Genomic DNA, 13,053 nt, shown 5'->3' with positions numbered 1-13,053 from the left:
CGCTTGAAGGCTCGTACCCGCTCACATGCACCGCCTGCCCCTCGGCAGCCGCCCCCAGCCGTCCATGGCCAGGGCGTCCGCGTACTTGGTCGGTTCCGGCAGCAGCAGGTACTCCCAGTGCCCCGAGCCCGGCGGGGCGGGGCGGTTGAACCTCTGCTCGGCCCTGACCCAGCGGAAGTGCAGCCGGTTGGCGTGCGCCAGCCCGTGGCAGCCGCTGCCGTTGCCGCTGCCGCACAGCATCACCGTGGGCTTGGGAACCTCGCGCCCGTCGCGGAACAGCTTGCCCGCCCCGCGCCTCACGATGTGGTGGCGGTTGAGCGGCCACGGCGCGCCGCACACGGCGCACCTGGGCGTCTCGATGCTCGGCCCCTCCATGAGGGGGCGCAGGATCTCGGGCAGCGTGTCAACGTTTGCCATTCGATAGCCTCCTGTCCTTGCCTTGCAGCTCGTACTTGTCGCACATCTCCGACAGGCGGCTCACGATGGCCACCGCCGTCTCCTCGTCGCCGTTCTTGGCCAGGCGGCGTATGAGGTCGCCCTTGCCGTGCTGCGTGGTCACGACCACGGGCCTCATGTTCTCGTACCTGTCGTTCACGACGCGGAACACCTGCCCCAGCGTCCAGTCGGTGGGGGACTCCTTGCCCAGGTCGTCCAGCACCAGGCACCCCACGCGGGAGAGCCTGGACAGCACGCCGTCCTCGGTGCCGTCGCCGCCGTAGGTGCCCTTGATGGCGGCCAGCACGCCCAGCATGTCGGTCACCCTCACGCTGGTGCCGCCGTCCACCAGGAGCCGCGCCACGGCGCTCGCCAGGTGGGTCTTGCCGGTTCCCACGGGGCCGCAGATGTACGCCCCGCGCCCTTGCTCAACCTTCGCGGCAATGCCCTCGGCCATGGGGGAGGCGGCTGTCATGAAGCGTGGCTTGATTCCGGCCCGCTCGTAGGCCCGGCGGCGTTTGGCTGCGGCCTCCTCGGCCTTGGCCCTGGCCTCAAGGCGCGAACGCTCGTCGCGCTCCGCCACGGCACCCGGGCAGCCGCACGGCTTCCAGCCGCAGAAGGTGCGGCGGCCAGCCAGCACCACGTAGCGGACCTCCAGCTGCGCCCCGCAGTGGGGGCACTCAGTCGTACTCGGCATAGCCGTCGGCCTCCTTCCGGGTCCTCGGGCCGCGGTTCACGTAGTCCTCGAACTTCGGCGAGAACAGCGTGGAGGGCCGCAGGTACTTGGCCATCTTCGGGTCGCCCGCCCACTCGGCTGCCATCGTGTCGATGACGGCCAGGAAGTCGGGGAGGCGGTAGCCATCGGCCCAGCGGGCGTGTATCAGCCTGCGGGTCTTGGCGCTGCTTGAGCGGTAGCGGGTGCCGGCTGCCTCGTTGAGCGCATGCACGATTTCGTCAAAGGGGATTAAGGGGTTATCTATATACTCAACCTCAACCTCAACCTCTGCATTGCCGCAACTCGATGCGCCTGCATGTGCATCCGCATCTGCTTGCGCATGTGCGCCTGCATGTGCATCCGCATATGCTCCCGCATGTGCTTGCGCATCGGATTGCGCATCGGCTTGCGCCCGTGCCGCCGCATCGTCCACCGCGTCTTCCTTCCCCGGCCTGTTGCCCCAGCGGGCGTTGGCCGCCTTCCTTGCGCGCTCGCTCTTCTCGTCGCCCATGTCGAGCCTGCCCTTGAGCACCAGGAAGGTGGGCAGCCACGCGGGGCTGCCCTGCGGCTCCTTGCCCGTGAACCGGTACTCGACGATGGCGTAGATGAACGGCGCGCGCTGCTTCTCGGGCATGGCCTGCGCGGCCGCCCAGAAGTCGTCGTGTATAACCATGCCCATAGTGTCGCCGTCGCCTTCCCTAAAACGGGATATCCTCGTCGTACAGATCGGGCATGGCCTGCTGCTGCGGCGCGGGCTGCTGTGACGCGTACGCCTGCTGAGTGGCCGGCTGCGGCGCGTAGGCGGGCTGCTGCGGCGCAGGTGCCGGGGCGGGGCGTCCCTGGCCGTACGTGCGGGCCTGCGGCGCTTGCGGGGCCGCCTGGGGCGCGTACTGCTGCGGCGCGTAGCCCTGCTGCTGTTGCTGGCCGCTCATGAACTCCAGCTCGTCCACCACGACCTCCAGCGCGCTGCGCTTCTGGCCGGTCTGCTGGTCGTTCCAGCTGCGGTAGCGCAGCTTGCCCTCGATGGCCACCTTGCTGCCTTTGGCGAGGTACTGCGCCAGCTTCTCGCCGCGGGTGCCGAACAGCGTGCAGTCCACGAAGTTCGGGTAGTCCTCCCACTGCCCGGTCTGCTGGTTCTTGCGGCGGTCGTTGACGGCCACGCCCATGGACAGCACGGACATGCCGCCAGACGTGGAGCGCAGCACGGGGTCGCGGGTCAGGTTGCCGGATATGCACACGCGGTTGATGCTCATAGATACCCTCCTTGGGTTACGTCCCCGCTGTTCCAGATGCGGGTGATCTGCGCGTCTACCATGCGGATACGCAGCTTGATTACGTTGATGGCCTCCTGCGAGGCCTTGTAGATGGCCTCGGAGCAGTCGCGGCGGCGCTTGGCCTCCGCTATCTGCTCCTGGCCCCGGCACACGTCGCCGATGATGGTGACGGGCGTGCCCTTCTGGCGCTCGTTCAGGATGGCGATGCGCAGGGCCTTGCGGTACTCGGCCTCGTTCTCGGCGTACTGGCAGCCCGACTCCTTGCAGGTCTTCAGCTCGGCCTCCAGCCTGTCGGTCAGCTCGTCCAGCTCCTCGGTGAGCGCCTGCATCTACTCCACCTGCCAGTCGGGGCGCGGGCAGCACGGGCTGTTGGCCACGAACTCCATGTACTGCGGCATGCTGGCGAACTGGTAGCGCGCCCCGCAGCTGCGGCAGTGGGCCGTGAAGGGGCCGTCTGCGGGCGGCTGCTTCTCCTCGGGCGCGGGCTGCTCCTCCATGGCGTCGGGATCGCTCTGCCCGTCGATGGCGAACGCGCCGCACAGCGCGTACTTGCGGGCGTAGCTCGACGCCATGCCGGTCACCTGGGCGTCGTCCGAGCCCTTCTTGTGCTCGTCCTCGCGGGCGTAGGCGCTCACCTGCAGCAGGCCCTCGCCGCCCTCGGCGGGGAACACGCACGCCGTGGACTTCACGTAGTAGCGGTCGCCTATCTGCACCAGCTCGTCGGTCATGAAGAACGCCAGGCCCTCCTTGGCGCACGGCTCCTTCAGCGCGGCCACTATGTCCTCGTAGCTGCGGTAGCTGAACTTGCCGAAAGCGTTGTACTTGGCCTTGGGCACCACCACGGCGCGCTGCACGCGGGCAACGGCCGCCATGAGGTCGATGGACTGCTGTTCCTGGGTCATGCTAGTAGCCTCCGTTCATCCGCTCGTAAACCTGGCCCACCGTGCCGTGCATGATGGTGCCCACGACGCCCTGCGCCTTGAGGGCCGCCGCGACGCCCTGCATTTGCTCGCGCGTGGCGCACGGCACCACGACCGTCCACGGGTCGCCCGCCATGGCCACGGGTGCCGGTGCGGGCGGCGCTGGCGGCACCGGGGCGGGCATGGGCGCGGGCTGCGGCTCGGGCATCTGCTCAAGCGGCTGCGGGAACTCTGCGGGCTGGCATTCCGCGGGCTCGGGCACCGCTTCGGGTTCGGGTTCGGGTTCTTCCACGGGTTCCGGCTCCATGGCCGCCTTCAGCTCGGCGATGCGCCGGCGCTCCTCCTCGGCCTTGTGCGCCGCCGTTATGGCCGCGCCCAGGTCCAGGTGGGCGAACAGCTCGCGCTCGGCCTCGTCGTAGAACGGCTCGCCCTGGAACTGCGCCTTGAGGGTTTCCCAGTCCTGGGCCAGGCGCTCCACCTTGGCCTCCAGGGCCTTGAATGCCTTCACCTCGCCGAAGGTCTTGTTGGTCCACTGCTTCTCGTGGAAACGCTCATAGGGCACGACGGGGGCCAGCAGCCCGGCGAACTCCTCGTAGTGCTCCCGCAGCTTGGCGTACGCGCGCAGCTGGCGCTCCTCCTCGGCCTCGTCCAGCTGCGCCTTGATGCCGTCGGCTGCCTGCTTCGCGATGCCCGCCACGGCCTTGCACCTGTCCTCGAACGCGGCCAGGGGCTTCGTGTACTCGCGGCTCACGGCCTTGCGGCGCTCGTCTATCTCCTTGGCGATGCCGTTGAGGTAGGCGCGGTCGCGCTTGGCGGCCTTCACGTTCTCGTCCTTGCCCATGTCGTAGGTCGCGTCCTCGTAGTCGGCCACCAGCCTGCGCACGTGCGCCTCCAGGGCGTCGAAGTTGGCCTCGATCACGGCGGGGGAGTACGCCACGGTCAGCTCTGACGCCTCCTCGGGCTCGATGATCTCGGCCTCAACTGCTTCGCTCATTTACTCCTCGCTTCCCAGGCGCGCCATGCACGCCTCGTAGGTTTCCGTCTCGGCCGCGTTCGGCTCGTAGCCGTCGGCCTTCATGGCCTCGTAGATGATGGTCACGCTCTCGACCTTCGCTCGGTTGAAGTACACGGAGCCGCCGCCTTCCATGAGGCTCCAGGCCGTCCAGCCGCTCATGTTCCACGCTGCCCGCCAGCCCATGGCCGCGGCCAGCTCGGTGGGCGTGCGGTCGATGGGTCGGCCCAGCAGCTCCTCGAACGATTCCACGGCCTCGGACTCCATGGCGAACGCGGTCAGCGCCAGAGCCGTGCGGCGCATCGACTTGAGGTCGCCCGCGTGGGCGGCAAGCCACTCGCGGCGGGCCTTCGCGCCGTCCTCGTAGGCGGCCTGGAAGTCGGCCTTGCGCTGGGCTGCGGCCTGTGCGGCCTCGTCGGCCCCCTCGGCCACCGGCGCCAGCAGGGTCACGCCGAACGACGTCTCCTCGGCCAGAAGCCCCGCGCCCGCGTTGTCGGCCACGTAGGCGTCCAGCGCCGCCAGGTCGGGGCGGTAGTCGGAAAACGTGCGGCATGCGGCGAAGCCCTCGGGGCATTCGTCGACGAACTCGACGCCCGCGTCGGCAAGCACCGCCACCACCTCGGCGCGGTTGCGCCTCTGCTCGGCCTCGGCCTTCAGGCCCGCGTACACGCGCTGCCATTCGGACTGCTTGCAGTCGCGCAGCTCGGCCACGGCCTCGTCGTCGCCCTCGAACTCGGCGATGGCGGCCAGGCGGTCGAGCGTCATGTCGTAGGCGGCGTCCTGCACCCTGCGGGCGGCGCGGCGCGCCTTGGCCACGGTGCCCGCGTCGGTGCGGGCGGCCACGGCCACCTCCTCGTCGGGAATGTCGAGCGCCAGCATGGTCTGCACGCCGCGCGACTTCTCCTCGGCGGTCAGCCCCAGCTTGGCGTCGGTCTCCACCATGGCCTTGGCGGCCTCCACGCGCGCCAGCTCGGCGTCGTCCAGGTCGTCGTAGACCTCGGCGAGGAAACGCTCGGTGCCGATGGCCCTCATGGCGCGCACGCGGCACTCGCCGTCGATGATCCAGTAGATGCCGCCCTCCTTGTACAGGATGGGCTTCATGACGGGCTGGCCGGGGTTGAGGCGGTTGGCCTTGAACTGCGCGGCCAGGCCCGCGATGTGCTCGGCGCTCTCCCTGGTGGTGAAGTCGCGCGGGTTCATCGGCTCGCCGTCGGCGCGCTCGTAGGGGTACACGTCGCAGATCGCGACCTCCTCTAGCGATTGCATGCGCGGGCCTCCTCGTCTACGACCACGCGGCACTCCATGCCCACCAGGCGGGCGCGGCACGCCACGCGGGCCACCTCGCCCATGAGCGCGATGCGCTTGGTGGGCACGGGGCCGTTCTTGATTTGCGCGGCCATGCAGGCGGCCCCCATGTTGAACGCCTGGCGCATGGCGGCGTCGAAGCCGCCGTCGCCCGGCTCGGGCACGGGGACGGCGCGCTCGATGCGCTTCAGGATGCTGTCCACCGTCTTGTCCGCGACGGTCTTGCTGATGATTTCCGTGAGCATTTGGGTCTCCTAACTGGGAAAACTAAAAGTGATAAAAACTTTTCAGGATTTCGGAACTTTTTTCTCTATGCGCTCCTTGCGCTTCTGCGCCGCCTTGACCCTGCGGTACAGGTAACGGCACAGCCACCGCTCCATGGCCTCGTCGTGCGCCTCTGCTGCCTTGTCGGCGGCGTAGCGGCTCATGCCCGAGGTGTCCGGGGCCTGCGGCATGGGGTCGGCGCGGCTCTCTCGGCCGCACTCGGTGCGCTCGTAGGTGCGGCGCTCCTCTGCGGTCAGCCTCGGCAGCAGCTCGGCTATGCGGGCCTCTATGGCCTCAAGCTGCTGCTGGCGTCTGCACGGTTCGCAGATGCCGTCCTTGCCGAGGGTCGCCCTGCGGCACCCGCACGACGGGCACAGCTCCAGGCGGTGGCGGTAGCAGCGCAGGGACACGTGGCCGCCGCTGGCGTTGATCACGCGCCGCGCGTTATCCAACTGGTTCTTGGACAGCCGCAGCTCGCGGCGAATCTCGCGGGCGGGCACCTTTCCCGCCAGCTCGGCTATGCGGTCGAGGTCGGCCTTGCGCCACGCCCTGTGTGGCCTGCCCTTGTCTCGGCGGGTCACTCGTCGCTCACCTCCACGACCACGCGGGGGCGCGCCCTGTCGGTGAGCACCCTGTCGGGGCACTGCTCCACGTACTTGCGGGAGTCGTCCTTGATTACGCCCGCCGCCACCAGGCCGTCGAGCACGAACTTGCGCGCGAAGCCCACGTTGTCGGCGTCGCGGCGCATGTCGGGCTCGTAGAACGTGGTGCGCACGGTCACCCGGCGCTCGAAGCGCGGCGCGCGCTGCTGCATGGCCGCCGCCCTCACGCGCGCCGTCTCGCGCTTCTTCATGGCCGCCGCCTTGTAGCGGTTGGCGCGCTCGGCGCTGATGTAGTCGTTCAGGCTCGGCATTCGGCCCTCGACCGTGACGGTGCACCTCATTGCGCGCCCCTGTCGTAGATGCCCTGCGCCTCGGTTAGCGTGGAGGCGGCGAAAACGGCTGGGCCCACGATGGCCTCCCACGTGCCAACCAGGTCCACGGAGTCCACCGGCGTGCGGCGGAAGCTCACGGCGGCCAGCATGGAGGGGCGCTGCAGCACCATGTAGCGGGACAGCACGCTCCACAGGTTGTGGTCGCGCTTGAACTCGCTGGCCTCGCTCACGGTCATGCCGTTCTGGCACGCCAGGGTGTACACGTTGTCGCGCTGGATGACGTGGCCCTCCAGCATCAGGCGGTAGCAGATGCGGCGCAGCTTCGCCCATGTATCGGGGTTCGAGGCAACCCAGCCGCACGCCTTGGCCACGAGGGCCTGGGCCTTGGCGTCTACCTCGGCCATACTGTTGCCTCCAGCGCCCATGTGGCGGCGATGCACGCGCAGACGAACAGGGCGGCGAAAACGGCCTGCAGCCTCTCGCGGCGCTGCTCGGGTGTTACACTGGTCTCGGTTCGGAAGTGAACCGTTGCGGTGCGCGTCTTTCGCTTGCCGGCTGCGACGCGCACCCTCTTTCCCTTGATCTTTTCCATTCCTGGAACTTCCTCTCGTTCTCTGGGTCCTTGTAGAACTCGCGCATCATGGCGGCGCACTCGTCGCACATGGCGCGCTGTATCGGGGTCATTCGCCCGCGACGCCCGGCAGAAGCGGCGGGGCGTCCTCGTAGGCGACCTCACCGGTGTCCCTATCCACGAACATCACCTCCTGGTCGTCGTACACGTGGATGTTGAGCATCTGCCCCGTGAACTCCACCAGCTTGGGGATGAAGTCACGGAACTTCGGGTCCAGCTCAAACTGCAGCACGCACTTGCCGCTCTTCACGTTGAGGGCGGTGAACCCCCCCGTACGGTCACCTCGTTCAGCATGGCCTACTCCTTCTCGTCGTACGCGGTGTCGCGCGCGATGGTCTTGAAGTCGGTGCTCCAGCCCTTGCCGTTCACGCTGAACTGCACGGAGCTGTAGACGTTGAACTGCATGCCGCCGAGCTCTAACCAGGTCGTGCTCGCCTCCAGAAGCTCGATGCCGCTCGTCTGGAAGCCCCACATGGCCGCGATGCGGCGCTTGAGGCTGACGTGCGTCTCCTCCATGCAGCCGTTCTCGGCCAGCTCGAAGTTGACGGCCACGCGCTTGCGGTCGTCGATGAGGTGGTCGAGCGTTTTGCCGATGATCTCGGCGACGAACTCGGGCTGGTGGCTCTTGGTGGTCATGGTTTCTCTCCTATCTATAGGTTTAACTATCGTTGCTGCCGAAAAAAATATCAGCCACACGCACGCCGAAAAGTTTTGCCAGTTTTTTGGCGTCCTCGATAGTCACGCTATCGGGGTTGCTTTCCATCTTTGCGTACGTGGGCCGCGAGATGCCGAGAAGGCCAGCCACGGCCTCCTGTGAGTACCGTGCCTTCTTGCGCGCATCAACCAATTCCATCGAATCACCTCCTTGCTTGGTATGCCTAAGACTATAACCAAACATATAGTGACTGTAAAGAAGATTTGTCATATTCTGTAAAAAGATTTTAACGGTCGCAGCGGAAGGAGGACACGTGAGCATAGCCGAGAACATCCGAAGGATTAGGACGCAGCACGACATGACGCAGGAGGAGTTCGGCAAAGTTGCCGCCGTCTCCGCTATGGCCGTATCTCAGTGGGAAAACGGGCGAGCAGTGCCTCGCATGGGCGCAGTTCAGCGTATTGCGGATTATTTCAATATCAGTAAAGGCGAGGTTATTGACGAGGGAACAGATGGCGTTGTTTTGCCCGCCGGTGCCATGCCCGTGGTGGCCAGCAGCGCAACCGTGCCGCTGCTCACGCTCGGGCGCGTGCATGCCGGCGCGCTCGCCGACGAGGAGGAGATAGCGCACCGCGTTGAGGTGCCCGCCTCGGTGTGCGCCGGGCATCCGCGCGCGTTCGCCCTGGAGGTCGAGGGCGACTGCATGAACCGCGTCATACCCGAGGGCAGCCACGTGCTGGTCGACCCCGACCGCCAGCCCGCCAACGGGTCCATCGCCGTGGTGGAGACCGAGGACTACCGCGCGGTCATGCGCCGCTGGTACAAGGGCAGCACCAAGCTGATGCTGTCGGCGGATAGCTTCGAGGACTACGAGGACATGATTTTCGGCATGGACGACGGACCCGTGCGCGTGATCGGCACGGTGGTGTGGTTCCAGGCCGCCGACGAGATGGAGTAGACGTGGGCGGGCGCGCGGCGATATACGCCCGCTTCTCGAGCCACAACCAGCGCGGCGAGTCCATAGAGATACAGGTGGAGAAGTCCCGCGCCTACTGCGCCGAGAACGACCTGCGCGTGGTGGCCACGTACTGCGACTTCGCGCAGACGGGCACCAACACCGACCGCGCCGAGTTCCAGCGCATGATGGCCGACGCCAAGCGAGGGCTGTTCGATTTCGTGGTCATATATAAAGTTACCCGAATCATGCGCAACCGCGACGAGATGGCCATGGCGCGCATCATGCTGCGCCGCTGCCGCGTCGAGATACTGTACGCGGGCGAGGACATTTCGGACGGCTCGGCGGGCGTGCTGCAGCTGGGCATGCTGGAGGTGCTGGCGGAGTACGAGAGCGCGCTCGACGGCGAGCGCATACGCGACGGCATACAGAAGAACGCCGAGCGGTGCATGGCCAACGGCTGCGTGCGCTACGGCTGGGACATAGTGGACGGGCGCTACGTGGTCAACGAGGAGGAGGCCGCCGCCATCCGCCTGGGCGTGCGCATGGTCTTGTCGGGCAAGTCGGTGGCCGACGTGGTGCGCGCCTGGGAGCCGTACCGCACCAAGCGCGGCGGCAAGTGGCGCTTCCAGACGGTGCGCCGCATACTGATGCGGCGGGAGAACGGCGGGGAGTACCGCTACGCGGGCGTGGTCGTGCCCGGCGGCATGCCCGCCATCGTTCCCATGGATGACGAGGAGAGGGTGATACGGATGCTTGAGGACTCGCACAGGCCCCGCGCCAAGACCGAAGCGTGGGACTTCCCGCTCACGGGCAAGCTCTACGACGGGCGCGACGGCGGGCTGATGACCGGCACCAGCGGCACGGGCAAGTCGGGCAGGCCCTATCACTACTACCGCTGCCGCAGCTGCGGGCGCACCGTGCGCCGCGATGCCGTGGAGAAGCGCGTGGCCGACGCCGTGCGCGAGGCCCTGGGCAGCGCCGACAGCCGCGAGCGCATCGCTCGCATGCTGGCCGACGCCGAGGAGGAGCGCGCCGACGAGAAGCCCTTGAGCGAGACCATAAAGGGCGAGCTGGCCAAGATCGAGACGGCGTTCTCCAACATATGGGCGGCCATCGAGTCGGGCATCGCGCCGCCGGGCGGCAAGGAGCGCATAGACGCGCTGAAGCAGCGGCAGGCGCTCCTCAAGGACGAGCTGCGCACGGCCGAGGCCCTTGAGGCCGCCCGCCTTGACTACGACCGCGCGCTGTTCTGGCTTGAGGGCATGGCCGCCGCCGAGGTGGACGACGCGCAGCTCCTGCGCACGTTCGTGGCGCGCGTGGTGCTGGGCGGCCCCGACGATGACGACGGCCTGCGCGTGGCGTTCACGTTTGACGATTCTGCCGGCTTGGGCGATAATTCGTCGCTGCCTGGCGCTATGGGTCCAGGTGGCGAGGTGTTCGACCGAATGAACGCCAGCTCCACCAATAGTTACAGGCAGGTAGAGAAGTGTCTCTACCTGCTTTTTTATTACATATAGATACCGCGGAGAATCGAACTCTATGCAGGGCGCGAGCGTAAAGCAAACGCGAAGCGTTTGTAGCGAGCGGGCGAGGACGCCGGCAGGCGGCCGAAGCCGGCGCGGATTTGCGAAGCAAATACGCGGATTCTCCGCGCAATGCCCCAGCCCAAAACAGATGCGATGTTTATCGAATCTCAGCCGGCCATGCCCCGCACCAACGGAACCCCGTACCGCGGAGAATCGAACTCTGCGCAGGGCGCGGACGTTAGGAAAACGTCGCGGCAGCGCAAGGTGGAACGCGCTTTCCTAACGGTCATCCAACGGAAACTGCCTCCCAGAATATCGGCTCAGAATGGGATGCATTTTCCGGATGGACTGTTGGCGGAAAGCTCATCCCGGAATCCCGTCTCAAACTGGGATACGCTTTCCGCTCCATCTTCTCAACTCCAAAACCTATGCGCCCTCCATCCCAAAACTGGGTAGAAGAAGGCCAAAATGCAATCGCAGGAGGTCGATATGACTGCAGAAGATAAGGCAAAGAACGCCGGTAAGGTCGCGCTCGTCTTGGAGGGTGGCAGTTTTCGCGGGCAGTTTACCGCCGGCGTGCTCGACGTTCTCATGGAGGCCGGTGTCGAAATTCCGGCGGTGTACGGCGTTTCGGCCGGTGCGCTCAACGGCGTCAACTACAAGTCGCACCAGATCGGTCGCACCAACCGAGTCAATTTGACCTTCTGCAACGACAGCCGCTACATGGGCGCCGCGTCGTTTGCGTCCACGGGCTCCATCGTGGGCTACGACTTTATCTTCAACGATGTCCAGGACCGCCTGGATCCTTTTGATAACGAGACGTTCGACGCGAGCCCCATTGAGATGTACGCCGTCGCGACGGACATGCTCTTTGGAACCGCCGCGTACCTCCCGGTCAAAAGCGCCGTGCTCGACCTCGACGCCGTGCGCGCCTCGACGTCGCTGCCGCTGGTGACGCCGCCGGTCGAGATTGACGGGCACAAATACGTCGACGGCGGCGTGGCCGATTCGGTTCCTATCGAGCATGTGCTCGAGGAGGCGGGCTTCGACCGTGCGGTCGTCATCGTCACCCAGGACCGCTCGTACGAGAAAAAGCCCTACGAGTTTTTGCCGGCCGCACGCGCTCGCTATGCCGACTACCCCTACCTGCTCGAGGCTATCGAGACGCGCCACGATCGCTATAACATCCAGCGCATGCATCTGTGGAAGTATGAGCGCGAGGGCCGTGCGCTGGTCGTCGCTCCGCAAAAGCCGGTCGAGGTCGGCCATGTCGAGCACGATCCGGCAAAGCTTCTCGACCTGTATATTCAGGGTCGCCAGGAGGCAAAGCGTTTGCTCGCGGAGATCCAGGAGTTTGTTGAGCGCTAGCGCTGCAACGTCACGGCTCGTGGATGACATGTGCAGAAACTCTGGTCGGAGCCAAAATACCTGTTGACTCGTACGGCGAGCGGGGTAATATGGACGGGTTACTTGCAGAGCCCCGTGAATCTCTGTAACAACACGTACTGTACATGGAGGAGTCTAAGTGATTTCGAAATCGACTCACTACGCCAAGCAGGGCGAGGTCCAGCGCAACTGGGTTCTCGTCGACGCCGATGGTGCTGTCCTGGGCCGTCTTGCCACCCAGATCGCAATGATCCTGCGCGGTAAGAACAAGCCCCAGTTCACGCCCAACAGCGACTGCGGCGACTTCGTTGTCGTCATCAACGCCGATAAGGTCCAGCTTACCGGTAACAAGGCCGACACGAAGACCTATTATCGCCACAGCGGCTACAACGGCGGCCTCAAGGCTGAGAGCTTCCGCCAGGCTATGGAGAAGCACCCGGAGAAGGTCATCGAGCGCGCCGTTCGCGGCATGCTGCCCAAGACCACCCTTGGCCGTGCCCAGATGACCAAGCTTAAGGTCTACGCTGGTGCCGAGCATCCGCATGCTGCCCAGAACCCCACGAAGATTGAGCTGGAGGCTTAAAGATGGCTGAGAACACCGTTGTCTACCAGGGTACCGGCCGTCGTAAGAACGCCGTCGCCCGCGTCCGTCTCGTCCCCGGCACCGGCAAGGTGACCATCAACAAGCGTGACGCCGAGCAGTATTTCGGCCGTCATCAGCTTGTTGAGAACGCCCTTGCTCCCTTCAAGGTGACCGACACCGCCGGTCAGTTCGACGTTATCGCTCTGTGCGATGGCGGCGGCATCTCCGGTCAGTCCGGCGCTCTGCGCCTGGGCATCGCTCGCGCTCTTCTGAACGCTGGCGACTACCGTGCTGACCTCAAGAAGGCCGGTTTCCTTACGCGCGATGCTCGCGTGGTCGAGCGCAAGAAGTACGGCCTCAAGAAGGCCCGCCGCGCTCCCCAGTTCTCCAAGCGCTAAGGTTTTATCTCCTTACGAGATACAATGTACAAGCGGGGCCTGCCGATTGCTCGGCGG

At 66.1% G+C, this 13,053-nt stretch carries 21 protein-coding genes; 5 read left to right on the top strand and 16 right to left on the bottom strand.

What is annotated here, in order from left to right; all coding sequences use genetic code 11:
• Positions 1–21 precede the first annotated feature (21 nt).
• The 16 genes from ACESUZ_RS01100 to ACESUZ_RS01025 all read right to left on the bottom strand — a co-directional run bounded on the left by ACESUZ_RS01100 (position 22) and on the right by ACESUZ_RS01025 (position 8,343).
• Positions 22–417, bottom strand: a complete 396-nt coding sequence (locus ACESUZ_RS01100) for a hypothetical protein (RefSeq protein ID WP_118349165.1) — start codon at positions 415–417, stop codon at positions 22–24.
• A complete protein-coding gene (locus ACESUZ_RS01095; protein WP_373198034.1) occupies positions 404–1,132 on the bottom strand; it encodes an ATP-binding protein in 729 nt (242 codons plus the stop codon). Before ACESUZ_RS01095 ends, ACESUZ_RS01100 begins: the two co-directional genes overlap by 14 nt.
• A complete protein-coding gene (locus tag ACESUZ_RS01090) occupies positions 1,116–1,829 on the bottom strand; it encodes a conserved phage C-terminal domain-containing protein (RefSeq protein ID WP_373198033.1) in 714 nt (237 codons plus the stop codon). Before ACESUZ_RS01090 ends, ACESUZ_RS01095 begins: the two co-directional genes overlap by 17 nt.
• Positions 1,830–1,848: 19 nt before the next feature.
• Entirely contained in the window at positions 1,849–2,403 is a 555-nt protein-coding gene (locus tag ACESUZ_RS01085; RefSeq protein WP_373198032.1) for a single-stranded DNA-binding protein, read from the bottom strand.
• Positions 2,400–2,753: a hypothetical protein gene (locus tag ACESUZ_RS01080; RefSeq protein ID WP_117637860.1), complete on the bottom strand. Its 354-nt coding sequence runs from the start codon at positions 2,751–2,753 to the stop codon at positions 2,400–2,402. The genes ACESUZ_RS01085 and ACESUZ_RS01080 overlap by 4 nt, the downstream gene beginning before the upstream one ends.
• Positions 2,754–3,326, bottom strand: coding sequence for an ERF family protein (locus ACESUZ_RS01075; protein ID WP_199410671.1), 573 nt, complete (start codon positions 3,324–3,326; stop codon positions 2,754–2,756).
• Between the two features lies 1 nt (position 3,327).
• Positions 3,328–4,338, bottom strand: a complete 1,011-nt coding sequence (locus tag ACESUZ_RS01070; protein ID WP_373198031.1) for a DUF1351 domain-containing protein — start codon at positions 4,336–4,338, stop codon at positions 3,328–3,330.
• Complete coding sequence (locus tag ACESUZ_RS01065; RefSeq protein ID WP_373198030.1) at positions 4,339–5,622, bottom strand: ParB/RepB/Spo0J family partition protein; 1,284 nt, start codon at positions 5,620–5,622, stop codon at positions 4,339–4,341.
• Positions 5,610–5,906, bottom strand: coding sequence for a hypothetical protein (locus ACESUZ_RS01060; protein WP_117765307.1), 297 nt, complete (start codon positions 5,904–5,906; stop codon positions 5,610–5,612). Before ACESUZ_RS01060 ends, ACESUZ_RS01065 begins: the two co-directional genes overlap by 13 nt.
• Positions 5,907–5,948: 42 nt before the next feature.
• Positions 5,949–6,506, bottom strand: a complete 558-nt coding sequence (locus ACESUZ_RS01055; protein ID WP_117765305.1) for a hypothetical protein — start codon at positions 6,504–6,506, stop codon at positions 5,949–5,951.
• Positions 6,503–6,868: a RusA family crossover junction endodeoxyribonuclease gene (locus tag ACESUZ_RS01050; RefSeq protein WP_158551309.1), complete on the bottom strand. Its 366-nt coding sequence runs from the start codon at positions 6,866–6,868 to the stop codon at positions 6,503–6,505. Before ACESUZ_RS01050 ends, ACESUZ_RS01055 begins: the two co-directional genes overlap by 4 nt.
• Positions 6,865–7,263, bottom strand: coding sequence for a hypothetical protein (locus tag ACESUZ_RS01045; protein ID WP_158551308.1), 399 nt, complete (start codon positions 7,261–7,263; stop codon positions 6,865–6,867). The genes ACESUZ_RS01050 and ACESUZ_RS01045 overlap by 4 nt, the downstream gene beginning before the upstream one ends.
• Positions 7,251–7,451, bottom strand: coding sequence for a hypothetical protein (locus ACESUZ_RS01040; protein WP_117637854.1), 201 nt, complete (start codon positions 7,449–7,451; stop codon positions 7,251–7,253). Before ACESUZ_RS01040 ends, ACESUZ_RS01045 begins: the two co-directional genes overlap by 13 nt.
• A gap of 88 nt (positions 7,452–7,539) precedes the next feature.
• The gene (locus ACESUZ_RS01035) at positions 7,540–7,722 is read right to left on the bottom strand and encodes a hypothetical protein (RefSeq protein ID WP_373198029.1); all 183 of its coding nucleotides are present in this window, start codon (positions 7,720–7,722) and stop codon (positions 7,540–7,542) included.
• Positions 7,723–7,787: 65 nt separating this feature from the next.
• A complete protein-coding gene (locus ACESUZ_RS01030; RefSeq protein WP_373198028.1) occupies positions 7,788–8,126 on the bottom strand; it encodes a hypothetical protein in 339 nt (112 codons plus the stop codon).
• 22 nt (positions 8,127–8,148) lie between these two features.
• The gene (locus tag ACESUZ_RS01025; RefSeq protein ID WP_114513521.1) at positions 8,149–8,343 is read right to left on the bottom strand and encodes a helix-turn-helix transcriptional regulator; all 195 of its coding nucleotides are present in this window, start codon (positions 8,341–8,343) and stop codon (positions 8,149–8,151) included.
• A 115-nt stretch (positions 8,344–8,458) separates the two neighbouring features.
• On the opposite strand from ACESUZ_RS01025, the gene ACESUZ_RS01020 reads away from it, so the two are divergent.
• The 5 genes from ACESUZ_RS01020 (at position 8,459) to rpsI (ending at position 12,996) form a co-directional block, all read left to right on the top strand.
• Complete coding sequence (locus ACESUZ_RS01020; RefSeq protein WP_346964622.1) at positions 8,459–9,103, top strand: LexA family protein; 645 nt, start codon at positions 8,459–8,461, stop codon at positions 9,101–9,103.
• 2 nt (positions 9,104–9,105) lie between these two features.
• A complete protein-coding gene (locus ACESUZ_RS01015) occupies positions 9,106–10,620 on the top strand; it encodes a recombinase family protein (protein WP_373198027.1) in 1,515 nt (504 codons plus the stop codon).
• Between the two features lie 498 nt (positions 10,621–11,118).
• A complete protein-coding gene (locus ACESUZ_RS01010; RefSeq protein WP_373198026.1) occupies positions 11,119–11,997 on the top strand; it encodes a patatin-like phospholipase family protein in 879 nt (292 codons plus the stop codon).
• A 157-nt stretch (positions 11,998–12,154) separates the two neighbouring features.
• Complete coding sequence (rplM, locus tag ACESUZ_RS01005; RefSeq protein ID WP_022094635.1) at positions 12,155–12,598, top strand: 50S ribosomal protein L13; 444 nt, start codon at positions 12,155–12,157, stop codon at positions 12,596–12,598.
• A gap of 2 nt (positions 12,599–12,600) precedes the next feature.
• Entirely contained in the window at positions 12,601–12,996 is a 396-nt protein-coding gene (gene rpsI, locus ACESUZ_RS01000) for a 30S ribosomal protein S9 (protein WP_022094634.1), read from the top strand.
• Positions 12,997–13,053: the final 57 nt, after the last annotated feature.

The sequence above is a fragment of the Collinsella aerofaciens ATCC 25986 genome, assembly GCF_964239575.1.
GTDB lineage: Bacteria > Actinomycetota > Coriobacteriia > Coriobacteriales > Coriobacteriaceae > Collinsella > Collinsella aerofaciens_BQ.
This window is presented reverse-complemented; position numbering and strand designations above follow the sequence as displayed.